The sequence below is a fragment of the Rhizobium sp. BK049 genome, from assembly GCF_014193135.1.
GTDB lineage: Bacteria > Pseudomonadota > Alphaproteobacteria > Rhizobiales > Rhizobiaceae > Rhizobium.
This window is the reverse complement of record NZ_JACHYV010000023.1, coordinates 22,498-48,926: the sequence shown is the minus strand read 5'-3', so window position 1 is coordinate 48,926 and position 26,429 is coordinate 22,498. Positions and strand designations below refer to the sequence as shown.

The 26,429-nt window shown below is 58.4% G+C and carries 22 protein-coding genes and 4 pseudogenes; 15 read left to right on the top strand and 11 right to left on the bottom strand.

The window, feature by feature from the left end:
- Window positions 1-34: 34 nt before the first annotated feature.
- The gene (locus FHT70_RS22030; RefSeq protein ID WP_183704825.1) at window positions 35-1,870 is read left to right on the top strand and encodes a HAMP domain-containing methyl-accepting chemotaxis protein; all 1,836 of its coding nucleotides are present in this window, start codon (window positions 35-37) and stop codon (window positions 1,868-1,870) included.
- Between the two features lie 113 nt (window positions 1,871-1,983).
- Here the strand turns inward: FHT70_RS22030 and FHT70_RS30450 are convergent.
- Window positions 1,984-2,644, bottom strand: a pseudogene (locus tag FHT70_RS30450) (DUF3422 family protein); the annotation flags it as partial.
- Window positions 2,645-2,943: 299 nt separating this feature from the next.
- Here FHT70_RS30450 and FHT70_RS22020 point away from each other — a divergent pair.
- A complete protein-coding gene (locus FHT70_RS22020; RefSeq protein WP_183704824.1) occupies window positions 2,944-4,371 on the top strand; it encodes an aldehyde dehydrogenase family protein in 1,428 nt (475 codons plus the stop codon).
- Here the strand turns inward: FHT70_RS22020 and FHT70_RS22015 are convergent.
- Window positions 4,365-5,294 (bottom strand): LysR family transcriptional regulator, encoded by a 930-nt coding sequence (locus FHT70_RS22015; protein WP_183704822.1) that lies wholly within the window; start codon window positions 5,292-5,294, stop codon window positions 4,365-4,367. The genes FHT70_RS22020 and FHT70_RS22015 overlap by 7 nt on opposite strands.
- 303 nt (window positions 5,295-5,597) lie before the next feature.
- Here FHT70_RS22015 and FHT70_RS22010 point away from each other — a divergent pair.
- Window positions 5,598-5,900, top strand: a pseudogene (locus tag FHT70_RS22010) (cupin domain-containing protein); the annotation flags it as partial.
- 291 nt (window positions 5,901-6,191) lie between these two features.
- Here FHT70_RS22010 and FHT70_RS22005 read toward each other — a convergent pair.
- The 7 genes from FHT70_RS22005 to FHT70_RS21975 form a co-directional block, all read right to left on the bottom strand.
- Complete coding sequence (locus FHT70_RS22005; RefSeq protein ID WP_097601030.1) at window positions 6,192-6,635, bottom strand: Lrp/AsnC family transcriptional regulator; 444 nt, start codon at window positions 6,633-6,635, stop codon at window positions 6,192-6,194.
- A 19-nt stretch (window positions 6,636-6,654) separates the two neighbouring features.
- Entirely contained in the window at window positions 6,655-7,440 is a 786-nt protein-coding gene (locus FHT70_RS22000) for a phosphotransferase (protein WP_183704820.1), read from the bottom strand.
- Between the two features lie 29 nt (window positions 7,441-7,469).
- Entirely contained in the window at window positions 7,470-8,867 is a 1,398-nt protein-coding gene (locus tag FHT70_RS21995) for an aspartate ammonia-lyase (RefSeq protein ID WP_183704818.1), read from the bottom strand.
- A gap of 12 nt (window positions 8,868-8,879) precedes the next feature.
- Window positions 8,880-9,758, bottom strand: a complete 879-nt coding sequence (gene dapA / locus FHT70_RS21990; protein ID WP_183704816.1) for a 4-hydroxy-tetrahydrodipicolinate synthase — start codon at window positions 9,756-9,758, stop codon at window positions 8,880-8,882.
- Between the two features lie 44 nt (window positions 9,759-9,802).
- Window positions 9,803-11,215 (bottom strand): aldehyde dehydrogenase family protein, encoded by a 1,413-nt coding sequence (locus FHT70_RS21985; RefSeq protein ID WP_183704814.1) that lies wholly within the window; start codon window positions 11,213-11,215, stop codon window positions 9,803-9,805.
- The gene (locus FHT70_RS21980) at window positions 11,215-12,276 is read right to left on the bottom strand and encodes a homoserine dehydrogenase (RefSeq protein ID WP_183704812.1); all 1,062 of its coding nucleotides are present in this window, start codon (window positions 12,274-12,276) and stop codon (window positions 11,215-11,217) included. Before FHT70_RS21980 ends, FHT70_RS21985 begins: the two co-directional genes overlap by 1 nt.
- A 250-nt stretch (window positions 12,277-12,526) precedes the next feature.
- A complete protein-coding gene (locus FHT70_RS21975; RefSeq protein WP_183704810.1) occupies window positions 12,527-13,003 on the bottom strand; it encodes an Lrp/AsnC family transcriptional regulator in 477 nt (158 codons plus the stop codon).
- Window positions 13,004-13,177: 174 nt separating this feature from the next.
- Between FHT70_RS21975 and FHT70_RS21970 the strand changes: the two genes are divergently transcribed.
- From FHT70_RS21970 to FHT70_RS21930, 9 genes are all read left to right on the top strand, one after another.
- A complete protein-coding gene (locus FHT70_RS21970) occupies window positions 13,178-14,578 on the top strand; it encodes an aspartate aminotransferase family protein (RefSeq protein WP_183704808.1) in 1,401 nt (466 codons plus the stop codon).
- A gap of 29 nt (window positions 14,579-14,607) precedes the next feature.
- On the top strand, window positions 14,608-15,384 hold the full coding sequence (locus FHT70_RS21965; protein WP_183704807.1) for an amino acid ABC transporter ATP-binding protein: 777 nt from the start codon (window positions 14,608-14,610) through the stop codon (window positions 15,382-15,384).
- Window positions 15,385-15,422: 38 nt separating this feature from the next.
- Window positions 15,423-16,241: a transporter substrate-binding domain-containing protein gene (locus tag FHT70_RS21960; RefSeq protein WP_183704806.1), complete on the top strand. Its 819-nt coding sequence runs from the start codon at window positions 15,423-15,425 to the stop codon at window positions 16,239-16,241.
- Window positions 16,242-16,301: 60 nt separating this feature from the next.
- On the top strand, window positions 16,302-17,015 hold the full coding sequence (locus tag FHT70_RS21955; protein ID WP_183704805.1) for an ABC transporter permease subunit: 714 nt from the start codon (window positions 16,302-16,304) through the stop codon (window positions 17,013-17,015).
- Window position 17,016: 1 nt separating this feature from the next.
- On the top strand, window positions 17,017-17,697 hold the full coding sequence (locus tag FHT70_RS21950; RefSeq protein WP_126922462.1) for an ABC transporter permease subunit: 681 nt from the start codon (window positions 17,017-17,019) through the stop codon (window positions 17,695-17,697).
- Window positions 17,698-17,720: 23 nt separating this feature from the next.
- Window positions 17,721-18,074 (top strand): cupin domain-containing protein, encoded by a 354-nt coding sequence (locus FHT70_RS21945; protein WP_183704804.1) that lies wholly within the window; start codon window positions 17,721-17,723, stop codon window positions 18,072-18,074.
- A gap of 42 nt (window positions 18,075-18,116) precedes the next feature.
- The gene (locus tag FHT70_RS21940) at window positions 18,117-19,436 is read left to right on the top strand and encodes an FAD-binding oxidoreductase (RefSeq protein ID WP_183704803.1); all 1,320 of its coding nucleotides are present in this window, start codon (window positions 18,117-18,119) and stop codon (window positions 19,434-19,436) included.
- A gap of 142 nt (window positions 19,437-19,578) precedes the next feature.
- The gene (eutB, locus tag FHT70_RS21935) at window positions 19,579-20,562 is read left to right on the top strand and encodes a hydroxyectoine utilization dehydratase EutB (protein WP_183704802.1); all 984 of its coding nucleotides are present in this window, start codon (window positions 19,579-19,581) and stop codon (window positions 20,560-20,562) included.
- Entirely contained in the window at window positions 20,562-21,557 is a 996-nt protein-coding gene (locus FHT70_RS21930; RefSeq protein ID WP_183704801.1) for a cyclodeaminase, read from the top strand. The genes eutB and FHT70_RS21930 overlap by 1 nt, the downstream gene beginning before the upstream one ends.
- A gap of 26 nt (window positions 21,558-21,583) precedes the next feature.
- On the opposite strand, the gene FHT70_RS21925 is transcribed toward FHT70_RS21930, so the two are convergent.
- Both FHT70_RS21925 and FHT70_RS30445 read right to left on the bottom strand, forming a co-directional pair.
- Window positions 21,584-22,237, bottom strand: coding sequence for a LysR substrate-binding domain-containing protein (locus tag FHT70_RS21925; RefSeq protein ID WP_245421376.1), 654 nt, complete (start codon window positions 22,235-22,237; stop codon window positions 21,584-21,586).
- Window positions 22,238-22,279: 42 nt separating this feature from the next.
- A pseudogene (locus FHT70_RS30445) lies at window positions 22,280-22,468 on the bottom strand (LysR family transcriptional regulator); the annotation flags it as partial.
- A 430-nt stretch (window positions 22,469-22,898) separates the two neighbouring features.
- Here FHT70_RS30445 and ltaE point away from each other — a divergent pair.
- The 3 genes and pseudogenes from ltaE to FHT70_RS21910 all read left to right on the top strand — a co-directional run bounded on the left by ltaE (window position 22,899) and on the right by FHT70_RS21910 (window position 26,377).
- On the top strand, window positions 22,899-23,933 hold the full coding sequence (ltaE, locus tag FHT70_RS21920) for a low-specificity L-threonine aldolase (protein WP_183704799.1): 1,035 nt from the start codon (window positions 22,899-22,901) through the stop codon (window positions 23,931-23,933).
- A gap of 396 nt (window positions 23,934-24,329) precedes the next feature.
- A pseudogene (locus tag FHT70_RS21915) lies at window positions 24,330-24,768 on the top strand (ATP-binding cassette domain-containing protein); the annotation flags it as partial.
- 106 nt (window positions 24,769-24,874) lie between these two features.
- Window positions 24,875-26,377, top strand: a complete 1,503-nt coding sequence (locus FHT70_RS21910) for an NAD-dependent succinate-semialdehyde dehydrogenase (protein WP_097601015.1) — start codon at window positions 24,875-24,877, stop codon at window positions 26,375-26,377.
- The last annotated feature ends 52 nt before the right edge of the window (window positions 26,378-26,429 follow it).

Genomic DNA, 26,429 nt, shown 5'->3' with positions numbered 1-26,429 from the left:
CTGCACAGCCCGCCCTAGAGGACTGGAGAATTCTATGAAACGCCCGACCGTCAAGCAGACCCTCATTGCCGTTTTGTCTGTCATCTGTGCCTTCCTGATTGCATTGTCGTACAATTCTCTCAGTTCAATTTCGACACTGAATGACAGTGCTCAGCAGATTGGCGGCTTCTGGATGAAGCGGATGATCACCGCCAGGGATATCAAGGGAAACTTCTCTGATCTGAAGCTGGCCTATGCGCAGTACTTGCTGGAGGCGTCGCCGGAGAAGCGGGCCGCCGAGGTGAAACTGATCGACGAGACGAACGCCGCAGTCGAGCGGGCAATCCAAGAGTATGTGGCGGGCGTCCGGACGGACAAAGGTCGCGAGCTGATCAATGACGTCAAGTCAGGGCTCAAGAAATATAGCGAGCTCGCCGGGCAAATGGTCCAACTGCAGGACAACGGCAAGACCGCCGAGGCGGCCACTCTCTTTCGGGAGAGTATGGAGGCGCAATCTAATTTGGTGACACAGGAGATTGCAGACCTCGTGGGCTTCATCCTGGGACAGACCGAAACCTATGTGACCACAAGCGACGCAACCGCGAGCTACGCGTTCAGGACCACGGCATTGATTGCCACCCTTTCGATTCTGGTCACCTCGGCTGGAGCGCTCTTTGCCGTTTTCGGCATCGCCAATCCGATCCGCCGAATTGCCTCTTCAATGAAGATCCTCTCCGACGGAGATCTGCAGAGCGAAATCCCGTACGCTGGGCGTGGCGACGAGATTGGGGCTATGGCAGGAGCGGTGGAAGTGTTTCGACAGAACGCCATCAATGTTCTTCGACTGGAACAGGAAGCAGCGGTATCGCGAAGCGAGTCGGAGGCGGCGCGCGCCGCCGCTCAGGAGCGCGCCGAACGGGAGGCACAGCAGTTGCGCTTTGCAACAACGACCCTTGGCGATGGATTGAGACGCCTTGCGGGTGGTGACGTTTCTTTCCAGCTCGCGGAGCCTTTCGCTCCGGAATACGAGAGGTTGCGTGCGGATTTCAATGCTTCGCTTAGTCAACTCGGCACAACCATCGGCGCTGTACTGCAGACGGTGCACAGCATCGACAACGGAACACGCGAGATCGCATCCGGCGCGCAAGATCTCTCCAAGCGGACCGAACAGCAGGCCGCCTCCCTGGAAGAGACCGCAGCAGCCCTTGATGAGATTACTGCCAATGTGGCAACCGCGTCGAAGAGAACCGACGAGGCTCGCAATGTCGCCCACGAAGCCAATGTCAGCGCAGAACGTTCTGCTTCCGTTGTGTCCCACGCCGAACAGGCAATGAGGCGGATAGAGGAAAGCTCGGAAAAAATATCTAGCATCATCAGCGTCATCGACGACATTGCTTTTCAAACCAACCTTCTGGCGCTGAATGCTGGCGTCGAGGCCGCGCGAGCCGGAGAAGCCGGCAAAGGTTTTGCGGTCGTCGCTCAGGAAGTTCGCGAGCTTGCACAGCGCGCGGCGACGGCGGCGAAGGAAATCAAGGGACTTATCGAAAAGTCCTCAACCGAAGTCGGCACCGGCGTGAAGCTGGTTCTTGAGACCGGCCAGTCGCTAAACAAGATCGGCGAGCAAGTGTCTCAGATCAACCAGTTGATGGACGCAATTGCTACGTCCGCGCGTGAACAGTCCACTGGGCTGGCGGAAATCAATACGGCCGTCAATCAGATGGACCAGTCCACTCAACAGAATGCTGCGATGGTCGAGCAGTCCACGGCGGCGGCCGCGTCATTGTCAGCTGAGGCAACCAGGCTGCGCGAACTCGTCAATCAGTTCACTCTCGACCGTGAACCCGCTCAGGCGGCTCAGCCTAGACGTAACCTCCGCACCATGGCGGCGTGATGGCGATCAGGGACTTGTCCTCACGCAACCGGATAGGAGAACCAACAGCCTTGCTCTCTCCGCGGCCAATTTTTAGAGGAGTGCAAGGAGTTCTTAACGCGCGATCTCCAGCTTTAGGACCCTTCCTTTAAAGCATGCTTGACGCAGAGGATGGTGGTCGCAACAGCTCCCACAACCACTGGAACAGCGCCAAGCATGATCACCGGATCGATGTGGAAACCTGCATGGTCAGCTGTCTCATATAGGAACTTCAGCAGGCCCAGGAGATAGTAGCTGATCGCCATTATCGAAAAGCCTTCAACCGCGCGCTGGATCTTGACCTGTGTCGCAGCCCGGTCGGCCATTGCCTGGATCTGTAGTGCTTTCAGTTGTTCAGCTACCTGTTCTGCCCCGTAAATCGCGCGGACGGAGGGATTAATAGCTTGGCCGTCCATGATCACAAGCGTCTTGTTCCTGACCGTCGGCACCCGACTGGTCGGATCAGTCATAAGGAACTTAATCCTCGCTTCGCCTTATCGAGTTCCCAGCGGTTCCGATCGACTTGCGCGACGACGTTGACGTCTGGATCGGTAGCGATGATGCGTTCCCGGTCGAGGGCTGGCGATTCAGCTTTCGTGGTTATGGCGTTTGCCCCGCTGAGGACGTCGGCAATAAAGCCGGCGGCGCTATTTTTGCCTTCGAGACAGGCATCGGCAGATGGCGACGGACTGGAGAACCAGAAACGTAATACAGCTTCGTTCCATCTTTGGGTGCCTCGGCACGCAACGCGGCTTCAACGTTTTACTTCTCTTTTGGAGCGCCGGAATCGCTCAAGCGCCTCGCACGGAGAACCCACGAAGGTACGGGGTCGCGGCATTCCAGGCAGGGGGTGACGGCGAAATGCCAGCAACGGCAACGACAAGTTCGATCCTGGAGGCCACGCTGTTCAGGTGTTCAGGCGGCTCGAGTGACTCTGTGGTTAACACCTCTCTTAAGCAAACATTCAGCCCTCCTAAATGTCATCTTCCGGTCTTTCCGGGCATCTTATGCAGGGCAGGTCCAATGGTCCCAATGTCGTGAAGCGAGGTGAAATGATGCTGACGGGACGCGAGAGCCAGTTCTACATTGGTGGGAAGTGGCAGGAAGCGGTGGATGTAACCCGTTTGCCTGTCGTCAATCCCGCCTCCGAGCAGGTTGTTGGGCAAATCGCTGCGGGCGGTGCTAATCACGTCGATCTCGCGGTTGCAGCTGCGCGCAACGCATTCCCGCTTTTTTCTCAAGCATCTGTTTCCGAGAGGCTTGGTCTGCTCGGCAGGATGCATTCTCTCCTGAAAGAAAGAGCGGATACGTTCGCGGAAGCCCTCGTTATGGAAATGGGGGCGGCGATCAGCTTCGCGCGCGCATCCCAGGTTCCTTTCGCTGCCGAGCACATCCGTGTTCAGATGGAGATTCTCGAGAAATACCAATTCACCATGGTTGATGGGCGCACCGCAACCGTCAAGGAAGCGATCGGGGTTTGCGCGCTAATCACACCCTGGAACTGGCCACTTTACCAGATCACGGCTAAGGTCGCTCCCGCGATCGCAGCAGGCTGCACCATCGTCTTGAAGCCAAGTGAGTTGTCCCCTTACAGCGCTCTGCTCTTTGCCCAACTGATGCATGATGCCGGCACTCCGCCGGGGGTATTCAACCTGGTCAACGGCACTGGCGAGAGCGTAGGCGCAGCGCTCGCCAGCCACCCCGACGTCGACATGATCTCGATCACCGGTTCCACCCGCGCAGGGGTACTCGTCGCGCAGGCGGCCGCCCCGACTGTGAAGCGGGTGGTTCAGGAACTCGGCGGCAAGTCACCGAACATCTTGCTCACCGATGCCGATTTCAGCGAGGCGGTAGCGAAGGGCGTGCTCGCCGGAATGCGCAACGTCGGCCAGTCGTGCAGTGCGCCGACGCGCATGCTGGTACCTGCACATCGGCTCGGCGACGTGGAGGAACTGGCAAGCGCGGCTGTGCGTGCCATCCGTGTCGGCGCGCCGCTTGATCCTGCGACGGACATGGGGCCCATAGCCAATCGTGCCCAGTTCGAGCGGGTGCAGGTCATGATCCAGGCCGGTATCGATGACGGCGCTAAGCTGCTGTGCGGCGGTTTGGGCCGCCCGGCTGGCCTTAGTGGCGGCTTTTTCACGCAACCGACAATCTTTTCCGAGGTGACGCCCCACATGCGGATTGCTCGTGAAGAAATCTTCGGACCCGTACTTTCGATCATGCCCTACAAGGACGAGGAAGAGGCAATCGCGATTGCTAACGACACCGTCTATGGATTGGGCGCTCATGTTCAGTCTTCAGACCCGGAGCGTGCGCGCCGGGTCGCCACTCGCATCCGCGCCGGCCAGGTCCATATCAACTATCCGGCTTGGGATGGAGCGGCCGCCTTCGGTGGCTACAAGCGGTCGGGCAACGGGCGCGAGTACGGCGTATACGGGCTTGAAGAGTATCTCGAGACGAAGTCGATCCTCGGTTATTGACCAGGCTTCTCCGCAGGATCGGCTCTCCATGGCAGTGGTTTCAGCGACTGACGAAGCATTGTCAGGAAAGCGGCAGTGCGCGCACTTCGTCCGTGCCGCGATCCGAGGATGGCGACGATATCGGCCGACGGCAGCTTCCAGTTGGGAAGTACCTGCCTCAGCCGTCCCATCGCCAGGTCTTCTGCAACGGCCCATTCGGAGCGCATCATGATGCCCTGACCCGCCAGCGCCCAATCCCGAATAACGGCGCCATCATTACTCGACATGACGGGGTTGACGCGCACTGTCGCACTTTCCTGCCGTAAGCCCTTAAACCGCCAGAGCGTTACGTCCTCCTCGTTCTCGCGAACGACAAGGCAGCGATGTCGCGCCAGATCGGCGGGCGTAGTAATGGGCGCAGCCGAAGTTAGGTATTCGGGACTTGCGCAGAGAATCCGGTTGTTCGGCGCCAGCGTCGTCACGACTTGATCCAGATGCGCGGACGCCCCGATGTGAACAACCACCTCATAGCTGTCAACGATCAATGCCGTGGGATGGTCGGACAGTTGCAGGGTAGCGGTGGCACCACGATGCTCTCGAGCGAAAGCCTCCACGACCGGGGCGACGTAGATCCTACCAAAACCGTGAGGTGCTGCGACCCTGAGGTGCCCGCGGACCGTACCCCTGCGATCAGCAAGGGCTTCGGTAAGCGAGTCTAAAGCATCGCTGACGATAACGCTGTGGGAAGCGACCAATGAGCCCTCTTCGGTAAGACGCAGGTGGCGTCCGGAGCGGTCGATCAGTCGTACCCCGACTTTCTCTTCAAGAGCGCGCAGGCGCTGGGTCACCGCCGGAGGGGTGACGTTCAGCTTTCTCGCGCTTTCAGCGAGGGATTTGGAGGCTGTGAGGACCGAAAAAAAGGCAAGATCGTCGGATGTGAGCATTAATCTGCTCCTGAAGTGATCGTTCATAGAGGATTAATTGCCATCTTTAGGGTTTCGCGACAAGGTGAGATCAGGTTGGTTATCGGGTTCATGGAGCTGGCGACGTTGGCTTATCAGCCCGATGAGCTGGCCTCGGCAGTATTCAGCGGGTGCGGGGTGGAAACTGAATGAGGGAATGCGCGGGCCGATTTGGCCGCACTTGAACCGGAAGGGATCCCCTGAAAGATAACGCGCGACCGCTGCTCCGGACGGAGCTGCTATGCGGGCAATGGTCGCCAGTACCGCGTTTTGCCTTAGACATGTCAGTCAAAGCCTGGGCCGGAACGCCTGATCTCCCCGGCGATCCTTCGTTCAAGACCTGGGCCCAGGACGTTGCGCGAGGCGACATGAATTCACACCGGCGTCTGAGAAGCGACCCTGACGCGCTCCGTCAAGGGAGAGACATTCGAATTCTGCCACATCCTCGAAGGCGTCGTGGAAATCACCCCGAACTGTGGTGAACCCGTTACCTACAAAGCAGGCGACAGTTTCGTGATGAAACCGGGATTCATCGGCACATGGCGCACTGTGGAAACGCTTCGGAAGATCTACGTCGCCGTCAACTAACCAGCTCCGCCATCTGGTTACGCGAGTGTATCGACCCATGGGCCTGGAGAACAACCGGCCGTAAGACGGCGGAGAGGGGTTACTTTCCGCCGTGGAACATATGATCCCGCAAGCACATCGACGATGTCAAACCATGTGGCAGTATGGGAGCGTCTTCATTCGAAGCTTCATATGAGAACCAACAGTTCTGATGGGCCTGCTCGCTGATAAGATCCATAATCCGTTCGCATAGAGCGGATAGTCCGCCGATTAGGTTCGGGGCGAACACTGCCCGCATCTAACCGATCAGATTTATCTTCGGATTACGGAGGAGAGGGCGAACGCGGTCAGTGTATCGCGCACGCCGGGCATCTCGGCAATCAATTGCCAAATCTGCCGGATGCGGTCGGCCTCAGGGGACTCGACCCGCACGAGGAGATCGAAATCACCGGTCATAACGTCGCAAGCAACGACTTCTGGGATCTTGCGTAGCGCCTGAATGACTTCTCCGCCCCTCATGCGATCGTGACGATAGACGAAAATCAATGCGGTTGTGACGTTTTGGCTATTCCCACCATCCCCGGTGAGGATTGTATATCCCTTGATGAAGCCTTCTCGTTCGAGACGTTCGATTCGCACCCGCACGGCGTTGCGAGAAAGGTTCACCTTGGCCGACAAATCCGCATGCGAAATTCGGGCATTAGCCTTCAATTCGATAAGTATCTGTTCGTCAGTTCGATCGAGAAGATATTTCATGGATATTGAGCCGGGTCGCTTAACGTAGAATGTCGGAAGTTACGGACCGATAAGCTAACATGGCGATTTCCGGTAGTAATATTCTTTCCCTCTTGCTCGCAAATCGCTTTGATGTCGAAGCCATTACGAATCCTGGCAGCGCCTCCTTTTCCCCATCAGTCAGGCAACGGACGTCCTGATAACCCTGCAGCAGCGCTCGGGCCCGGTTTTTATTCAGCTCTCCGTTGATTTCACCCGCCCAACCGACAAGCGCATCAGCAAGCTCCGACACGAGCGCGTCGTCGTGCCGAAGCCTGAAATTGATCACTCCGCTGACTTCCTCTCCGAGGAAAAAGACGTTCTCCTGGACCAATGCGCCATGAATTGCGCCAATGCGAAGATCCGTCGGGTTGCACTTCGCTTTTAGTTCTAAGACGGTGTGCATTTCAGCCATCACACGGCCCAGGCTGAGGCATTTTGCCGGGTTTGCAAATGTGGGTGAGGCGCCGGGTACGAAGCTGACGATGGCGACCAATCGACCTGCGGCCCGAGACGTGGCGTGGCCATCGACAGTGCGCAGCGGCTTAGGGCAGGGGACGCCATGTCGATAAAGCGCCTCCATGGTTTCGAAGGCCCTTTCCAGATCTGAAGGTTGGGCTCCGCTCTCGAAAAGGGTAACGATGAATTCGCCTTCCCTCGTCCGAAACAGATAGGTCGTCTCGGAGTCGCCGTCCGCAATGCCAATCACAGACAGAAGCGACGTAAAACCATAAGCTGCAGTAATGAGTTGGCGATCTTCGTCAGAAAGCTCGGTAAAAACAGCCATTTCCTACCCTTATGCCGACGATGAACCCATCAGAAATTTGCGAAGGTGGCGCTACCTTCAAAGAGCTCTTCAACTTGATTGGAAGTTAAGATTCCTTCCTCTTCCACGACCTGCCGCAGCCCCCGCTTTTCGACCAGCGCTTTTTTGGAAAGCTGCGCTGCCTTACTGTAGCCGATTAGCATCGCCAACGGTGTCGCAAGGACGAGAGACTGATCGAGGAGGTCCTTGCAACGGTCGACATCAACTTCAATGCCGACGACGCACCGCTGCTTAAAAATTTCTATACCCCGCGTCAACATCCGCATGGATTGAAGGATGTTGAGGATGATCACCGGCTCCATCGCATTGAGTTGCAACTGCCCCGCACTTGCCGACAGGGTGACAGTGAGATCATTTCCGATAACCTGAAATGCGATTTGGTTCATCATTTCCGGAATGACGGCGTTGACTTTGCCGGGCATGATCGAGGAACCGGCCTGGACGGGCGGAAGTCGGATTTCTCCCAGGCCGCCCCTCGGGCCACTGCTCAAGAGCCGCAGATCATTGCAGACCTTTGTCAGTTTCACAGCAATTCGCTTGAGGACACTGGAGATGGAAACGAAGCCACCGGTGTCGGAGGTGGCCTCGATCAGATTTCGAGCTCGGATGAGCTGGATACCGGAAATCTGTGTCAGGTGGGCGCAAGCCGCGGCTGCAAAGCCGCGGGGTACGTTGATCGACGTTCCGATCGCAGATCCGCCGAGATTAACCTCTTTCATCAGCCTCGAAGCGGCCTGCAGTTGGTCGATATCTTCGTCGATCAGCTCGGCGAACGCACCAAATTCCTGCCCGACTGTCATTGGGACCGCGTCCTGCAACTGAGTGCGGCCGACCTTCAGCACAGTCGCATATTCATGCGCCTTGGCGCGAAATGCATCGCGTAGCCCGACCTGGGACTCGATTAGCCCTTCGCAAGCACGAAGAATGGTCAGACGCAGTGCGGTCGGATAGACATCGTTTGTCGATTGAGACAGGTTCACGTCATCATTTGGATGAAGCTTGTCATAGTCGCCCACATTCGCGCCGAGCTTCAAGAGCGACAGGTTCGCAACAACTTCATTGACGTTCATGTTGGTGGACGTTCCGGCGCCACCCTGCATCATATCGACCGGGAAGTTCTCATCAACGCATTTCAACTCGATGAGCTCATCGCAAGCCTCTGAGATTGCCGACGCCTTTTCCGCTGACAGCAAGCCGAGCTCAGCGTTCGCACGCGCGGCCGCTTTCTTGACCATAGCCATAGATTGAATGAGTTCGGGGAAGTCTTTTAGGCGAAGGCCTGAGACGGTGAAGTTAAGTTCGGCTCGACGCGTATGGACACCGTAGAGAACGTCACCGGGGATAGGCAGGGGGCCGATCAAATCGGTCTCTATGCGTTCGGTTCCCATTTGCCGTTCCCCCTAGTCCAGAATTCCGGCGTGGTGCATGGCATGAAGGATTACCTCTTTGACAGGATCACTCACCTCCACGAGAGGAAGGCGCAGGTCCCCTCGAATCTTTGAGAGTTGCGCCAGCGCGAATTTCACGCCAGCCGGGCTGGTCTCGAGGAATAGCGCGCGATGCAGGGGCATCAGTCGATCCTGAAGAGCCAGTGCCGCCGCGAAGTCGCCTTTCAGGCATGCCCGCTGGAAGTCTGCACACAGCCGGGGAGCAACGTTCGCGGTCACGGAAATGCAACCGTGGCCGCCATGGGCCATATAACCCAGCGCGGTGCCGTCTTCGCCGGTCAGAAGATTGAACTCATTGCCGCAGGCCATACGCTCCAGCGAGGGTCGCAGGAGATTGCCCGTCGCATCTTTGACACCCTTGACGTTCGGACAATCCTTAAAAATTCGGGCAAGCGTTGCGACTTCAATATCGATTACACTCCGACCCGGGATGTTGTAGACAATGATCGGAACCGTAGCTTCAGCATCGATGGCCTTGAGGTGCTGATAGATCCCCTCTTGGGTGGGTTTATTGTAGTAGGGCGCGACGATCAGCAAACCGTCCGCGCCGGCCTCCTGTGCATGCCGCACGAAGCTGATTGCTTCCTCCGTGCTGTTGGAGCCGGCGCCGGCTATGACCGGAACGCGACCATCCGCTGCCTTGATCGCGATTTCCACGACTCGCTTGTGTTCGGCATGGCTGAGAGTCGGGCTTTCCCCCGTTGTTCCGCAGGGGACAAGCCCTGACGTGCCCTCGGCGATCTGCCATTCGATGAGGCTGCGAAGCGCAACCTCATCGACTTTCCCATCGGCAAATGGGGTGACAAGGGCAGTGATGGATCCTTTGAACATCTTGACTTCCAAAAACGACGATGGGTTCAAACTGGCGCCGGCGATCAGTGCTGCAGCGACGTGATGCAAACGACCTTTGGCTGGGTCATGTCCTCATAAGCAAAGCGAACGCCTTCGCGTCCCATGCTGCCGTATTTGAATCCGCCAAACGGCATTGCGTCGAACCGATAGTCGGACGACTGGTTGATCATGACGCCGCCGGCGTCGATCCGCTTTGCTGCCTCCAGGGCGCTGGCAAGATCGTTGGTAAATATGCCGGCATGGAGACTGTATTCCGGCTTGTTAGCCATCTCTATTGCCTCTTCAAGTTCATCGAACGGCTGCAGTATGACGACCGGGGCGAAGACTTCCTCATTAAGTACGTCGCACGCGGCCGGCACGTTTTCCAGGACGGTCGGGGGATAGAGGGTGCCGGCCGGCTTGTGACCGCAAAGCAGCATCGCGCCGGCAGCGATTGCCCGTTCCACCATAGCGGCGGCTCGGTTCACCGCACTTTCGGAGATCATCGGGCCCATGTCAGTCTCGGGTTTCATCGGATCGCCGGTCTTCATCTGGGTAGTCCGGGCCACGAACTTGGTCTTGAAGCGTTCATAGATCGTGCGCTGCACCAGAATTCGCTGCGTTCCGATGCAGTTCTGGCCCGCCGCCCAGAAGGAACCTGACACGCAATCTTCCACGGCGGCGTCGACATCGCTATCTTCCATCACGATAACCGGCGCATTGCCACCGAGATCCATTGCGAGCTTCTTGATGCCCGCAGATCTTGCAATGGCCTCGCCCGTGACGAATCCCCCTGTAAAGGAGATCATGCGAACGTCTTTGGCCGAAACAAGTGCCTTGCCCAGGTCGGCGCCGCCGACAGCGACCGTGATGATCTCCTCCGGCAAGCCGCTTTCGATCAAGACCTCCACCAGCTTGATCGCCGATAGAGGCGTAAGCTCCGATGGCTTCAGCAGTACCGCGTTTGCGCCGGCGATGGCAGGGCCAAGCTTGTGCGCCACGAGATTGAGCGGGTCGTTGTAGGGCGTGATTGCCGCGATGATTCCTAGCGGCTCCCGGGTGTACCAGCCCTGACGCGATTCAGAGCCCGCATAGGCATCAAACGGAATGACTTCGCCAGCATTGCGCTTGGCTTCTTCGGCGGAGAGTTTCAGTGTGTTGACACAACGTGTCGCCTCCTTGCGGGCCTGGGCAATCGTCTTCCCCGCCTCCCGAACGATCAGGAGCGCAAACTCCTCCTTGCGTTCTTCGACGGTGGCTGCGGCCCTTTCGAGAATAGCAGAGCGCTGGTGGCGGGGGAGCGACCGGGCCATCTGCGCGCCGCGCCTGGCGCGTTCGAGCAACAGGTCCACAGCCTCGGCACTGGTCTCTCGGATGGCGCCGACAAAACTGCCGTCGAACGGATTAGTGACGATGATCTCGTTGGAAGAGGCGGGTTTCAAGGCGAGACCGGGCATCACGCTGCCTCCTTGGCGAAATTTGCCGACTGCGCATTATGTATAGCCACGATGTCGGACAGCAGTGCGTAGGCGGTTTCGACTCGACCGGCGCCCGGGCCGCTCACGGTGACGGGACCGAGAAGCTCTGTGTTCAACGATACTGCGTTGGTAGCGCCGTTGACGCCGGCGAGCGGATGTTCGAGGGCAAGCTGTTTGGGCGCGACACTGCCGGTTATCGTGCCGTCGGCATTGCGAACTGCTGACCCGACCAGTTTCCAACGACTCCCGGCCTTCGCAGCTGCTTGAATATCGGAGGGAGAAAGCTTGGAGATGCCGTTGCAGGAGACATCCTCCGACTTGAGATTTGCGCCCAGCAGCTCATTCGCCAAGATCACGACTTTCAGGCGAACGTCGAAACCCTCGACATCGGCAGTCGGATCGGCCTCGGCATAGCCCAGCGCCTGCGCTTCCGCGACAGCACTGGCGAAGTCCAGACCCTCCTCCATGCGGCAGAGGACGAAGTTCGACGTGCCGTTGAGGATCCCTTCGAACCCTTTCACCTCTGCGCCGGCAAGGGTCTTCTTAGCCATTCTTATGACGGGCGTGCCGCTCATGACAGAGCCCTCATATTCGAAGTGAACGCTGTTCGCCTTGGCAAGGGCCTTCAGTTCCCGAGCAGCGATCGCAACGGGCCCCTTGTTGGTGGTGACGACGTGCTTGCCCGAGTTGATAGCCCAGCGGCAGTGTGAAACCGCCGGCTCGCCGTCCGCCGGGTTCGTATATGTCGCCTCCACAATGATGTCTGCAGGCGCCGTCTTGATAATGGCTTCGTTGTCAGCCTCGCCGCTGCCGCCGGAGAGCCGACCGAAACCGCCCTTCGCGAAATTCGCCTCCACGAGGGTTTTGGCATCCAGACCGTTGGGCGAAATGACGGAGCCCAGATGGAGATCGCTGACCGCAACGATGTTCAGGCGGAAACCAAGATCCCGTTCCCAAAGCGGGCTCTTTGTTGCGATGAGCTCGGTCAAGGCACGGTTGACGCCGCCAAATCCGATTAGGGCAATATTGTAGATCTTCATGTGGTTTCCTCCGATGGAGCGATTTGTGCGCATACCATGCGATGCAAATCGCTCAGTCGGAACGGCACAAACAGACCAATCTGCCGTGCATTTTGCTCATGATGCTGATCGCTTGCCGCTTTTCCTGCCGTCCGGGTCCCGCACTCGGACGGACAAGCGGTCGGGCGAGAAGCTCACTCGCCCATGCGATCCCTCGATGTCTCAATTTTTGCGCAAAGTCGACGCGTTTGAGCGGCCGTCGGCGGCAATCTCAGGAGAAGTGATCAAAGTCGATCGGAACTGAAAAGCCTGTCTTGACGCGGTCCATGACCACCATTGTCTTGAACCCCTTGATGTCGGGATTTTCATAGAAGAACTTGCGGGTGAAGACCTCGTAGTCCTCCATGCTCTCGGCAGTGACAATCAGGACGAAATCCGCATCTCCCGTTACATAGTAGCCGTTCATCACTTCCGGCGTCTGCCGGATCGATTGCTTGAACCGGTCGACGATGTCGGCTCTTTCTCGCTCGAGCGTGACCAGTACAAGCATTGCGATTGGGCGGCCGACAGATCTGGGTTTCACAACCGCAATCTCCGCCTCAATCACTCCGGCCTCACGCAGCCGCTTGAGACGGCGCTGCACCGCGGTGGCCGAAAGACCGACCATCGCACCGAGTTCCTCGCTGCTATGCCTGTTATGATTCTGCACAATGCTGAGAAGACGAGCATCTAGGCGGTCGAGCTGCATTTGGAAATCTCCGCAGGATTTCATCGTTCGGTGGCCATTGAAAGCAGGAATTCCTCGTTAAAGCAACAACTGCGCCGGAATTCATCGTCTCAATACTTCTACGCTTCACGGACAAGACAGAGGCGGCAGACACGTTCGGCCCGACGATGACCTCGCTGCATGAGGAATTGAGAAATGACCAACATTGTTGAACTAGCTGAGATGGACCGCAGGACCGTTCTGCATCCATTCACCTACCTTAAAAATTACGCCGCCGGGGAGACCGATCCTACCATCGTCGAGACTGGAAAAGGCGTTCGTATCCGCGACGCATCCGGCCGGGAATATATGGACGGGTTTGCGGGCCTCTATTGCGTGAATGTCGGCTACGGCCGCACCGAAGTCGCCGAAGCGATCGCCCGGCAGGCCTACAAACTCGCCTATTACCATTCCTACGCCGCACACACGACCGAGGAACTCGCGCGACTTTCGGATCGGCTGGTGCGAATGGCGCCAGGCAACATGTCCAAGGTCTTCTACGGACTGTCCGGTTCGGACGCGAACGAGACGCAGGCGAAGATCGTCTGGTATTACAACAATCTTCGCGGGAAAGCGCAAAAGAAGAAGATCATCTCGCGTGAGCGTGGCTATCATGGATGTTCTGTGGTTGCCGGTTCCATGACAGGCTTGAGCTTTTACCACGATCATATGGATCTCCCGGTTTCGGGGATTCTGCGTACCGGCGTGCCGCATTTCTATCGCGGTGCGATGCCTGGCGAGACCGAAGAAGCCTTCTCACAGCGCCGCGCTGATGAATTGGAAGCGCTTATTCTCGCAGAAGGGCCGGAGACTGTCGGCGCCTTCATAGCGGAGCCGGTCCTTGGAACGGGAGGCATTATACCGCCACCGGCAGGATACTGGCCGAAAATCCAGGCCGTGCTGAAGAAGTACGACGTGCTGCTGATTGCCGACGAGGTGGTCTGCGGGTTTGGCCGCACCGGTGCCATGTTCGGCTCGGATCTCTACGGTATGGATCCCGATCTGGTCACCGTCGCCAAGGGCTTGACGTCAGCCTATGTGCCGTTGTCGGCGGCCATCGTTTCGCAGAAAGTCTACGAGGTCATGGAGGAGGCGACGCCGCGCGTGGGCTCCTTCTCACACGGCTACACCTATTCCGGTCATCCGATCGGCGCCGCGGCGGCGAACGCAGTGCTTGATATCGTCGAGCGCGAAAATCTGGCCCGACAGTCCGCGACGAAAGGCGCTTATCTTTTGCAACGGTTGAAGGCAGAGTTCGAGCAGAACCCGATCGTCGGGGAAGTTCGTGGCGTCGGCATGCTGGCAGCCATCGAGTTCGTTTCCGATCGTGGTAGCCGGGCTTCGTTCGATCCGGGCCTGAAGGTCGGCGCCCGCATCTCCCAAGCCGCTCGAAGTCGCAACCTCATCGCGCGCGCAATGCCGCATGGAGACATTCTGGGCTTTGCACCGCCACTTGTGATGACGGAAGCGGAAATCGACGAAATGGTTGCGATCGCAAGGGCTGCCGTCGACGAGGTGCTGCGGGAGCTGGACGCTCAAGGATTGGTGGCGGGATAACGAATGGACGATCGTCTGAGGCTTTGCGCATGAACGCACTTCTAAAGGTTCACGAACTCACCAAGACGTTTGGATCGACGAAGGTGCTGGATGGTATCAGCTTCGATATGAGAGAAGGTGAGGTCATTTCTCTGATCGGGTCCTCCGGGTGTGGAAAGAGCACCGCACTGCGCTGCATCAATTTTTTGGAGATGCCGACATCGGGTCGAATCGAGTTCATGGGCCAGTCCGTCTCCGTCGTCAATGAGGAGCGCGGCGGAAGCCAGATTGTCAACGCTCGCGATATCAGGAACCTTCGCAGACAGATCGGCATGGTGTTCCAGAATTTCAATCTCTGGCCGCACCTGAGCGTCCTGTCCAACGTGACCGAGGCACTCGTTTGGGTGCTGAAACTCGGGAAGAAAGACGCCGAAGAGGTTGCGCTGTCGGCCTTGTCGAAAGTCGGCATGGCGAGTTTCCGCGACCGCTACCCGCAACAGCTTTCCGGCGGGCAGCAACAACGCGTCGCGATCGCACGTGTTCTGGCAATGAGACCGAAACTGATGCTCTGCGATGAGCCGACATCCGCACTGGACCCCGAGCTCGTGGCTGAAGTGCTGAAAGTCATAAGGGCGCTGGCGGAAGCGGGGGCTACGATCCTTCTCGTCACGCATGAAATGCGGTTCGCACGCGATGTGTCGAACCGGATGATATTCCTGCAAAACGGCCGCCTTGAGCAGGATGACGAGCCGAAGGAACTGTTTCGAAATCCCGCAACGGAAGGGGTGAAGCGGTTTCTATCGACAGTGATGGCGGCCAACGCCTGAAAGCGCGCTACAACGAAAACCAAAAGGGGTAACAAATCATGATCAACAGCAATCTCATCAAGTCAGCATTCGCAACCGGCCTTCTCGTCTGCGCACTGGCGACGGGCGCGTCGGCAAAGGACGGCGTCCTGCGCATCGGGACGGAGGGTGATGCGCCGAAGTTCAGCATGGCCGATCCGAGCGGCAAGGTAACCGGGTTCGACGCCGATATCGCCAACGGCATCTGCGCCGAGCTGAAACTGAAGTGCGAATTCGTCGTACAGACATTCAGCTCGCTGGTGCCTTCCATGGATAAAGATCGCTTTGACGTCATTATTTCCGGCCTTGGTATCACCGCCGAACGTCAGAAGAAGATCGACTACTCCATCCCCTATGCGACAACACCGCTCTATTTCGCTGTCGCCAAGGACTCCCCGCTTGCAGGCCTCAAGAGCCTCGCCGAAATCGAAAAGGCCCTCCAGGGCAAGAGTGTCGGCGTCGTCACCGGGACGACCTACGCCAGGTTCATGGAGAAGCGGATGCACGGCGCCGATCTTAAGACATACGACGCCGTCACGCAGCTGACCGCCGATCTCGCGAGCGGCCGTATCGACGCCGCCTTCGCGGATTCGCCGACATGGATGGATTTTTTCGCAACGCCTGACGGCGCCAACTTCACCAGGATCGACCTGAAGATCATGGCCATGGATGACCCAGACGTTCTTGGCCATGGCATGGGAGTCGGCATGCGCAAGGGCAATACCGAACTCAAGACCAAGGTCGATGCCGCCCTCTGCAAGATGATCAACGATGGCAAGGTCAAGGAAGCCTCGATGCATTGGTTCCAGGACGACTACACGATTCCCTGCAAGAAGTGATTGTTTCGAACATGAAGCCTGCCTTGGCACATACCAAGGCAGGTCACGGGGATTGTTTCCATGTTGGGTGACCTCTGGGTGTTGATGGTGGAGCAAAGTTGGGCGCTGGCTCTGCTGAAAGGAAGTGTCGTCACGATCGTCATCGGTTTGACCGGAATGGCACTCGGTTTTCTGGTTGCGACCCCCTTGGCCATCATGCGCTGGCGGAAGGTCGTGTTTGTCTCGCAACTTGTCGACGGGTACAGCGTTCTTGTTCGTGGCGTCCCGGGCTTGCTGGTCATCTATCTCCTGTTTTTCGGGTCGATCGAGTGGGTGAATGAGATTACGGCTGCGTTCGGCTACCAGGACTCGGCTGATGACGCATACCCCTACATCGTCGGGGTGATCGCGATTGCCGTCATCTCGTGCGCCTATTCGATCGAAGTCATCCGGGGTGCGCTTCAGGCGGTGCCGCACGGTCTGCTGGAAGCCGCTCAGTCGCTCGCCTTGCCAAGAGGGGTAACCTTTATGCGCATCACGTTCCCACTGGCACTGCGGCTGGCGCTTGGTGGGATCAACAACGTCTGGCAGATGACGATCAAGGATACTTCGCTCGTCTCGGTCGTCGGCTTACAGGAATTGATGAGGACGGCTGCCATCGGTGCAGGAATCACGCGATCCCCGTTGCTTTTCTACTGCATCGCTGCAGCACTCTTCTTCTGCATGACCGCAGTCAGCCAAACCGCGTTTTCGAGCGCAGAACGTGCGCTCGACCGCGGCTTCCGAGGACGCTGATATGGATCTCGGAATAATTGCATATGCCATTCCGTTCCTTGTCATAGGTGCCAAGACGACGTTGCTGATCGCCGTATTCGGCGTCGGTATCGGGCTTCCCTTTGGTGTCGCCGTCGGGCTCGCGCGCTGCTCCAGGAGCCGGGCATTGCGCCGCGTATGCGACGCCTACTGCGCGATCTTCCGCGGCACGCCAATGCTGGTGCAGGTCTTCGTCATCTATTACGGCTTGGCCCAGGTGAGCTTTATTCGTCAGAACCCCATTCTGTGGTGGATGATCGGAGATGGGCTGAACGCTGCAATCCTTGCCGTGGTGCTCAACACCGGTGCCTACACGGCGGAGATTTTCCGCACGGCTTTCCTCTCCCTGCCGAAAGGACTTATTGAAGCGGCAGAAGCCTGTGGCATGCACCCGTGGCACGTCTTCAAGAGGGTGAAGTTCCCGCTTGCCGTACGCCAGGCACTTCCCGCTTATAGCAGCGAGGCGGCGATCATCGTGAAGGAATCCAGCCTCGCATCCACGATCACCGTTCTGGAAATCACCGGATATGCGAAGCGGCTCATGAGCGAGACTTTCGCGATCATGGACATCTTCATCGTCACCGCAGCGTTCTATCTCACCATCAACGTCGTCGTTCTGACGGGTTTGAAACTCCTCGAACGGCGCCTGTCGTTTGTCCGATAAACAGATCCAAGAAAGGTCTTCCAATGTCCAAACTCACTTTCGTCGACTACAGCAATCTGCCTGAACCGCGTAAAGGCCAGCCCGCGCCTGAAAGGCTGGTCGAGGGAAATCCACAGTTTCTCTCCTGGGACATCGCGCAGACTGCCGACGGCGTCGTTCGCTCCGGCGTCTGGGAAGCGACGCCCGGCGCCTACCGCTCGATCAAGGGCGAAACTTTCGAATTCTGTGTCATTCTGTCGGGTGTGTCCGAACTGATTGAGGATGGCTGTGAGCCGCGACGCATCGTTGCCGGCGACGCTTTCGCCATGCATCCGGGTTTCGTCGGAACCTGGAGGGTGATCGAAACGACGCGCAAGCTTTGGGTCTGCCGAGACTAAGCCATCATCACTTCAAATCATCTTTCCGGAACGTAAGCTCTCATGGCCCAGGCTCAAGCGCATCCCATTAAATCCACGCCCTACTGGTGGGAGGACAGCACATTTCCTTCCCTGCCAGCGCGGAACGTCGAGAAGACATGCGACGTGGCGGTCGTTGGGGGAGGGTACACGGGTTTGTCGGCAGCGCTCGAACTTGCCCGTGCCGGCAAGCATGTCCAGCTGTTCGACCGTCAGGCTCTTGGCGTTGCGGCATCGGGCCGCAATGGGGGCATGGCCAGCGGAAGCATCCGCCCGGGGCGGAAGGATTTGGTCAGGCGGTTCGGGCAGGAGAGGGCGCAAGCCATTCTCCTGGAAGGTAAGGCGGCGCGAGAGGATCTCTGGCGCTTCCTCAGAGACGAGAATATCGAATGTGATTTCTCACTGTCTGGCGCCTTCAACGGGGCCATGACGGCTGATCAAGCCGACGAACTCCGTCGTCAGGCAGACTTTCTCCATCAGAATCTCGGCATCGAGGCATATCCGGTGGAAAGGGCCGATGTTCCGAAGTTCATCGGAACTGACCTTTATGTCGGCGGCCTTGTGCGCAAAGATATCGGTGGGCTGCAGCCGGCCAAGCTTCTTGCGGCCATGGTCCATCTGGTAAGTTCGTCGAGAGCGGTCATACATGAAAATACCGCAGTCATTGGATCGACTAGCGAGGCCGGAGGCGTGCGAATTCAAACGCGGCGCGGAGAGGTTTTCGCCAGAAAACTTCTTGTCTGCACTGATGGCTACACCGACGGTTTCGACCCGTGGCTGCGTCGCCGGCTTGTTCCTGTCCGTAGCAGGATAATTGCAACCGAGCCGCTCGACAGGGAGGTGATGGATCGGCTGATGCCGCCACGCATGATGTATGGCGACCTGCGTAAGCTCAGCTACTATTATCGGCCCTCGCACGATGGATCTCGGATCTTGTTCGGCGGACGCGACGGGACGACTGAAGGGGACTCCGCTGCTCCGATTGCACATCTGCAAAGCGAACTTGCTCGGCTCTTTCCCGAACTTGCAGGAATAGGTCTTACACACAGCTGGTTCGGCTATGTCGCCATGAACCGCGACATGATCCCGCGCATGTTCACCCGCGGAAATACAGTTTATGCGACCGGCTATTGCGGCTCCGGTGTCGTATGGGCCAGATGGCTGGGCAAGAAGGCGGCGTTCAAGATCCTCGGTGACGGGGAACAATCGCGCTCTGCGTTCGACTTCGATGCCGCTCCGAGGGCCGTCCCATTCTTCAACGGCAAACCCTGGTTCATTCCTATCGTTTACTCGATGTATGCGCGGCACGACAGGAAGATGCTCCTCAGACGCCTTAAGGGCTGAGGTTCAGATGTCATACTTGTTTGTGCAAGTCCGCCACGGCGCCGAAAAAAGTTCTTGCCGTCCGCTTGCAATCAAGTCCCTGGCGTTGGCGCTACGCTCAGCAGGCAACAACTGGCAAAGGCCGGAGCTAAGGTGAACAGACATGATTAGTCTGAAAACGATTGAGCAGGCGCGCGAGCGCATCAGCAAGCACATCCGCATCACGCCTGTCGTCATGTCGGCGACACTGTCCGAGCTGGCCGGGACGCAGGTCAGCCTGAAGCTGGAGCATCGCCAGTTGACCGGAAGCTTCAAGCTTCGTGGAGCCACCAATGCCGTGTTGCAGCTCACCCAATCCGAGCGGGATAGAGGCGTTGTTGCGGCTTCCACTGGCAATCACGGACGCGCGCTCTCATATGCCGCCGGCGCGATTGGCTCCCGAGCGACCATTTGCATGTCGCATCTCGTGCCGGAAAACAAGGTGTCCGAAATCCGCCGGCTCGGCGCTCGCGTACGGATCGTCGGGTCATCCCAAGATGAAGCGCAGGTCGAGGTTGATCGTCTCGTCGCGGAGGAGGGCCTCAGCATGATCCCGCCCTTTGATCACCCCTGGATCATCGCCGGCCAAGGCACCGTCGGACTTGAAATCGTCGAGGCGATGCCTGACGTCGCCGCGGTTCTCGTTCCCCTGTCCGGCGGCGGTTTGGCAGCAGGTGTCGCGTCGGCGGTCAAGGCGGTGCGCCCGGATGCCAAGGTAGTCGGTATAACTATGGAAAGGGGAGCGGCGATGAAGGCTAGCATCGATGCGGGGCACCCGATCCAGGTCGAAGAGCATCGAAGTTTCGCCGACTCGCTCGGAGGCGGCATCGGATTGGCCAATGCCTGGACGTACCCGATGTGCAAAACCCTTCTCGACGACGTGGTGCTCGTCAGCGAGCGCGAGATAGCCGCCGGCATACGTCACGCCCATGCGTATGAGCATGAGATAATCGAGGGGGCGGGCGCAGTCGGCATTGCTGCGCTGCTCTCAGGTAAACTGGCGCAGGTTGAAGGCCCGATCGTTGCCATTCTTTCAGGTGGGAACATCGACATGGCATTGCACATGAAGGTGGCCAACGGCCTCGACACAATTGGTGAGGGAAGCTGATGCCGAAAATAAGAATATTGACCGAGTCAGAGCTTCGAACCATCGTTCCGCTCGACATGGATGCGGTGACTTGCGTTGAAAACGCCTTCCGCGCACTGGCCGTGGAAAACGCGGTTCAGATGCCGCCGATTTTGCGCCTCGACGTGCCCGACAGCAGAGGCGAAGTCGATGTGAAGACGGCTTATATTCATGGTTTGAGCAGCTTTGCCATTAAGGTCAGCCCTGGTTTCTTCGATAATCCGAAGATCGGACTTCCGAGCACTAACGGTCTGATGGTCTTGCTGTCGAGCAAAACGGGCTTGGTGCAGGCGCTCTTGCTGGACAATGGCTATCTCACCGACGTTCGCACAGCGGCCGCCGGCGCTGTCGCGGCAAACCATCTGGCACGGAAGGACGCGTCGATTGCAACGGTCTTCGGGGCGGGCGTTCAGGCCAGGCTGCAACTCGAGGCCCTCATGCTGGTGAGACCTATTCGAGAGATCCGCGTTTGGGCGCGTGATTATCGACGGGCGCAAGCGCTTGTTGAGCAGCTCGGAGCAAGACAAAATGTTTCCATTTCCGCATTTGAGGATCCGCGAAGCGCGATCGCCGGGTCACAGATCGTCGTCACGACGACACCTGCCGACCGACCGATTGTCGACGCCACGTGGCTCGAACCCGGACAGCACCTGACCGCCATGGGTTCGGACGCAGAACATAAGAACGAGATTGACCCCATTGCTATCAAAGCGGCAGATGTTTACGTGGCTGACAGCATCAAACAAACGCGAAGACTGGGTGAATTGCGCCATGCCATTCACGCAGGTCTCGTCGCAAGCGATGCTGATTTTCCGGAACTAGGTCAGATCGTTGCAGGCGCCAGACCGGGCCGCAGAAGTGCCTCAGACATCACCATAGCCGATCTTACGGGCACCGGTGTTCAGGATACCATTATTGCCACGCTGGCGTTTGCGCGCGCAGAAGAACGAAGTGCCGGCACGTTCTTTGAAAGTTGACAGTCGTTGGCTCTTTGCCGCCGACCTCATGACGCAGCATGAAAATCTTCTTGGATGGTGGCGAGAAGCCAAGACACGAATTGATCGATTCCAGCTGTCCTCCTCGCCAGTGCCGAACGAATAACGCCGTAATGTGAACCATCAGGCTGAAAGCCGAATGGTGCGGTCAGGCGGCCTTTGCGGATATCGTCAATGGCAATGATCTTTGGGCACATGGCCACACCAAGACCGCTGGCTGCGGCCTCCACCATCAGGAAATGATGGTCAAGAACGCGAGTCGAGCGCGGCTTCGGCGCGTCCGGATGAGCGGTGGACCACTTCTGCCATCCATCCGGTCGGGTCTTTGCAGCAAGCGCGACATAACCGCCGGCAGCAAACCGATCCGTCATGGCGGGATGCATGACGGGACCGACTTCCTCCTCGATCAACCGTTCGACCTGCCAATTCGCATCGATCGCGAAATCAAGCCTGCGGATCGCAAGGGTAATACGGTCGCGCGCGAAATCGAAACCTCCACCACCGACAGAAAGATGAAAGTCGATTTCGGGATGGCGATCCTGAAATTCCGAGAGGCGCGGGATCAGCCATCGCATGGCGACGGATCGTTCGCATGAAACGACGATCGGCGGTGACAGATCGACCTTGCGGATATCCTCCAGCGCCGCCGAAACGAGGGACAAAGCGTCTGTCGTCGCCTGCGCGAGCCGTGAACCCTCTCCCGTCAGCCTTAGGCCACGCCCATCAACTTCCAGCAAACGAATGTTTAGGTGTTCGGAAAGTTTCGAAACGCGCCGGCTGACAGCACCGTGCGTCAAATTCAACTCAGCCGCAGCCGCACGCACGGAACCAAGGCGCGCAACGACCTCAAAGGCACGCAGGTCATCGAGGGATGGAATGTCCGAACGCTTCATTGGTGACAGACTATCACCGGTATGTTTGAAATCATATCAATTTCCGTCTCGAACTAAGGAGGAACAGTCGAGGCGGGCGCTCTCCTGAAAGCGCGGCTCCTCGAATGTGAAGAGTAGGACAGACGGCAACGGTTCGCACGCTGTCTCCATCGAAGAGGGCTGCCGCATGTTTTGAATTCGATGCATCATATGTGACGTCACGGCGCGGCAGCCGCTTGAGACAGGCCGCGAAAGATCGAGCCAAAGTTCGATGTCGGAGGTGGTGGCCAAAGGCAGTTGCAACACCACATTGATATGGCGCCATGACTCAACGCGAAAGATCGCATTATTGGTGATCCTGTATCACCAAAATTCGTCAGTTTATATTGATAGTCCGAGCCTATCCTTTCGCTAGTATTGCCGATACAGCCAAACCGATAAGGTCTCGATCATGCAAGCCAATGCTATCCGCCTGGACTTCCGCTCTGATACGGTCACTCGTCCCACCCGTGGCATGCGTGCGGCGATGGCTGCCGCCGTGGTGGGCGACGATGTCCTTGGCGACGACCCGACGGTCAAGGCGCTCGAGGCCCGACTTGCCGCACTGTTCGGCAAGGAAGCGGGACTGTTCGTGCCAACCGGCACCATGTCCAATCTCGCTGCGATCATGAGCCATTGCCAGCGCGGCGAGGAATTTCTCTGCGCAACCGGAGCTCACACCTATCTGTGGGAAGCCGGAGGCGCTGCGGTGCTGGGCTCGGTCCAGCCGCAGCCATTGCCGGTGCGCGCCGACGGCACGATCCCCATCGAGGAGCTTCACGCCGCGGTGAAGGACGATGATCCGCATTTTGCGATCACGCGACTGGTCAGCATCGAGAACACGTTCGCCGGGCGGGTCCTGCCGCGCGATCATCTGGCCGAGGTCGTCGAATTTGCGCGGGAGCGGAAGCTCGCCACCCATCTCGATGGTGCGCGGCTGTTCAACGCGGCTGCGGCGCTCGGCGTTGATGTCGGGTACCTGGCAGAGGGCTTCGATAGCGTGTCGCTGTGCCTTTCAAAGGGGCTGGGGGCGCCGCTCGGATCAGTGCTAGTCGGCGATGCCCCATTGATCGCCCGTGCGCGCCGGTGGCGCAAGATGCTCGGCGGCGGGATGCGGCAGGCAGGGATAATTGCAGCGGCTGGGCTGTACGCGCTCGACCATCACGTCGACCGGCTGGTCGAGGACCACGCCAATGCTCGGGTGCTCGCGCAAGCATTTGCGGAGATTGAGGGGCTGAAGGTGACTCCCCCGCAATCAAACGTGGTCTTTGTCGAGCTCTCGCCCGATCTGGCGGCCCGGCTGTCCGAGGCGCTACGTGAACTCGGCATCGCGGCGAGTTTCTGGCCCGGTGGGCGAATGCGCTGGGTCACCCATCTCGACGTCAATCGTGTCGCCGTTGACGAGGCAATCGCAGCGGTGCGCGAGATCACTGAGGGCCGGACATGAGAGACGTCATCGATCCACAATTGATCGTCAGAATAACAAGCGTCACTGCCGCACCAAACAGCCCTTTCGCCGTCATAGCCCAATGACTGCGCCGCTCTGACGTGGAGCAGGATTGCGTGCAGACCGGATGGGCGGTCGGAACTGGCGGAAAGACTGCCAAGGCAGGGGCGCTTCCCATATTTACCTGGAGAAGCGCCGATATTGTAGGCGGGGTCTGGTGGAGATGCCGTAGGTGGCAGGGAGACACCACCGGTGGCGACGGTAAGCAAGTGACAGTAGGCGGCACGAGAGCTTAAGGCAGCGATTACTGCCCATACGCTCATCAATTTTCGGGTAACCTTTCGGCGGCCGGAGAAAACCGCACCCCCGGCGTACAATCCCAGCCAGGCAAAGCCGATGATTCCCATCGACTCACTCACCATGTCCTTCGGCGCGTATGTGGCTGTCCAGGATGTCAATCTCAGTGTCCCCGATGGCGAGTTGCTATCGTCGGACGCACCGTATGCGGCAAGAGCACCATACTCAATGCGATCGCCGGCCTCCTGAAATCGGCTAGTGGCATCGTTTCCATCGATGGTCAGCCGGTGCGCGGGATCCAGAACGACATCGGTTACTTGTTCCAGCAGGATGCATTGCTTCCGTGGAAGACCGCGATCAGCTCGTGGAGCTCGGTCCCATGTTCAAGGGTGTCGGCGCTGCCGAACCTCGCAAGCGGTCGATGAGATGGCTCGCGCAAGTTGGGCTAAAAGGTTTCGAGCACCGCAATCCGCATCAGCTTTCCGGCGGTCAGCGCAAGCGCGTGCAAATGGCGCAGTCGCGGATTGCAGGGCCCCGGGATTTCGGAAGATTGAAAATAATCCGCGAGACCAATTTGATCTATATTGACACCAATCGCTAAACCAATTCTATATTGATCGCACAACGATCCTGATTGGTAGCGAATGGTGGTGAACGTGAAAGCAACTCCGACACTTGAAGCAAGCCGTGCGCCTTCGCAGGCGGCTGTAGCATGCGAAGCTCCCACGCAACTGTTTATCGGCGGCGAATGGGTTTCGGCAAAAGGTGGCCGGACCTTCGATGTTATTGATCCTTCGACTGCGGAAGCCATCGCCACAGTTTGTGATGGCGACATCCCGGATGCAATGGCGGCCGTCGACGCGGCAGAGAAGGCGGCTGCGGTCTGGAAGGCAACGTCGCCGCGGCGGCGCGCAGATGTCCTGATGAAGTGTTTTCACCTCCTTCTCGAACAAGCAGAGTGGTTGGCGCAACTGATCACGGTGGAAAACGGCAAGGCGCTTCCCGACGCGAGATCGGAGGTCGCCTATGCGGCCGAGTTTTTCCGCTGGTATGCCGAGGAGGCTGTGAGGGCTCCCGGAGAATTTGGATCAGCACCTTCGGGCGCAAACCAGATCATCGTCAGCCATGAGCCGATTGGTATCGCCGTATTGGTAACGCCTTGGAATTTCCCGGCAGCGATGGCGACCCGAAAAATTGCGCCGGCATTGGCTGCAGGCTGCACTTGCATCCTGAAGCCGGCAGCCGAGACGCCTCTGACCGCGCTCGCCATTGGAGAACTGATGCGGCAGGCAGGTGTTCCCGCCGGAGTGGTCAATATAGTTCCGACGAAAAAGGCTGGACCTGTGGTTAGTGCAATGCTGCACGACAAGAGGGTCCGGAAGCTGTCGTTCACCGGCTCGACCGGCGTTGGCAGGATACTGTTGCGCGAGGCCGCGGACCAGGTCGTCAGTTGCTCAATGGAATTGGGCGGCAACGCGCCTTTCATCGTATTCGACGATGCCGACCTGGAAACGGCGGTCGCCGGCGCAATGGTTGCAAAGATGCGCAACGGCGGTGAGGCTTGCACGGCCGCAAACCGCTTCTACGTCCAAAAAGGAATTTCTGCTGACTTCATACGCCGCTTCGCGGAGGAGATGGCAGCGCTCAACGTCGGGCCGGGGCTGGCACCGGATACGCAGCTTGGACCACTGATCACCGATGCCGCGGTCGTCAAGGTGGAGCGCCTGGTAGACGATGCGATAGCCAAGGGAGCCCAGCTGGTGACAGGCGGTAGCAGGTTGAGCGGCGAGGGTTTCTATTATTTGCCAACCGTTCTCGCCAATGTCTCTCCGGACGCCGAGATTCTTCGCGAAGAAATCTTCGGTCCGGTTGCGCCGGTGATTGTGTTTGATACCGAGGACGAGGTCGTCGATCTGGCCAACGACACCGAATACGGGCTTGTATCCTATATCTTCAGCCGAGACCTCAAGCGTGTGCTTGCGGTCGCCGGCAGGCTGGAAAGCGGCATGGTCGGGATTAACCGCGGTGTCGTTTCCGACGCTGCGGCGCCGTTCGGCGGCATGAAGCAGAGTGGCCTCGGCCGCGAAGGCAGCCATCACGGCATGCTCGAATACCTGGAAACGAAGTACATCGCCGTCACCTGGTAGGTCGTTGCGAGCACCGCCGGTTACTGGTTGACGATCAGGTGCCGAGGTCAGG

What these genes read in the sequence shown, in the direction of transcription:
- FHT70_RS21970 (WP_183704808.1), top strand. Translation starts at nt 13,178, where the DNA reads ATGACCAACATTGTTGAACTAGCTGAGATGGACCGCAGGACCGTTCTG.
- FHT70_RS21985 (WP_183704814.1), bottom strand. Translation starts at nt 11,215, where the DNA reads ATGCCCGGTCTCGCCTTGAAACCCGCCTCTTCCAACGAGATCATCGTC.
- FHT70_RS21945 (WP_183704804.1), top strand. Translation starts at nt 17,721, where the DNA reads ATGTCCAAACTCACTTTCGTCGACTACAGCAATCTGCCTGAACCGCGT.
- ltaE (WP_183704799.1), top strand. Translation starts at nt 22,899, where the DNA reads ATGCAAGCCAATGCTATCCGCCTGGACTTCCGCTCTGATACGGTCACT.
- FHT70_RS21955 (WP_183704805.1), top strand. Translation starts at nt 16,302, where the DNA reads ATGTTGGGTGACCTCTGGGTGTTGATGGTGGAGCAAAGTTGGGCGCTG.
- FHT70_RS21930 (WP_183704801.1), top strand. Translation starts at nt 20,562, where the DNA reads ATGCCGAAAATAAGAATATTGACCGAGTCAGAGCTTCGAACCATCGTT.
- FHT70_RS22020 (WP_183704824.1), top strand. Translation starts at nt 2,944, where the DNA reads ATGCTGACGGGACGCGAGAGCCAGTTCTACATTGGTGGGAAGTGGCAG.
- FHT70_RS22015 (WP_183704822.1), bottom strand. Translation starts at nt 5,294, where the DNA reads ATGCTCACATCCGACGATCTTGCCTTTTTTTCGGTCCTCACAGCCTCC.
- FHT70_RS21995 (WP_183704818.1), bottom strand. Translation starts at nt 8,867, where the DNA reads ATGGGAACCGAACGCATAGAGACCGATTTGATCGGCCCCCTGCCTATC.
- FHT70_RS21960 (WP_183704806.1), top strand. Translation starts at nt 15,423, where the DNA reads ATGATCAACAGCAATCTCATCAAGTCAGCATTCGCAACCGGCCTTCTC.
- FHT70_RS21965 (WP_183704807.1), top strand. Translation starts at nt 14,608, where the DNA reads ATGAACGCACTTCTAAAGGTTCACGAACTCACCAAGACGTTTGGATCG.
- FHT70_RS21910 (WP_097601015.1), top strand. Translation starts at nt 24,875, where the DNA reads ATGGTGGTGAACGTGAAAGCAACTCCGACACTTGAAGCAAGCCGTGCG.
- eutB (WP_183704802.1), top strand. Translation starts at nt 19,579, where the DNA reads ATGATTAGTCTGAAAACGATTGAGCAGGCGCGCGAGCGCATCAGCAAG.
- FHT70_RS21940 (WP_183704803.1), top strand. Translation starts at nt 18,117, where the DNA reads ATGGCCCAGGCTCAAGCGCATCCCATTAAATCCACGCCCTACTGGTGG.
- FHT70_RS22000 (WP_183704820.1), bottom strand. Translation starts at nt 7,440, where the DNA reads ATGGCTGTTTTTACCGAGCTTTCTGACGAAGATCGCCAACTCATTACT.
- FHT70_RS21975 (WP_183704810.1), bottom strand. Translation starts at nt 13,003, where the DNA reads ATGCAGCTCGACCGCCTAGATGCTCGTCTTCTCAGCATTGTGCAGAAT.
- dapA (WP_183704816.1), bottom strand. Translation starts at nt 9,758, where the DNA reads ATGTTCAAAGGATCCATCACTGCCCTTGTCACCCCATTTGCCGATGGG.
- FHT70_RS22005 (WP_097601030.1), bottom strand. Translation starts at nt 6,635, where the DNA reads ATGAAATATCTTCTCGATCGAACTGACGAACAGATACTTATCGAATTG.
- FHT70_RS22030 (WP_183704825.1), top strand. Translation starts at nt 35, where the DNA reads ATGAAACGCCCGACCGTCAAGCAGACCCTCATTGCCGTTTTGTCTGTC.
- FHT70_RS21950 (WP_126922462.1), top strand. Translation starts at nt 17,017, where the DNA reads ATGGATCTCGGAATAATTGCATATGCCATTCCGTTCCTTGTCATAGGT.
- FHT70_RS21980 (WP_183704812.1), bottom strand. Translation starts at nt 12,276, where the DNA reads ATGAAGATCTACAATATTGCCCTAATCGGATTTGGCGGCGTCAACCGT.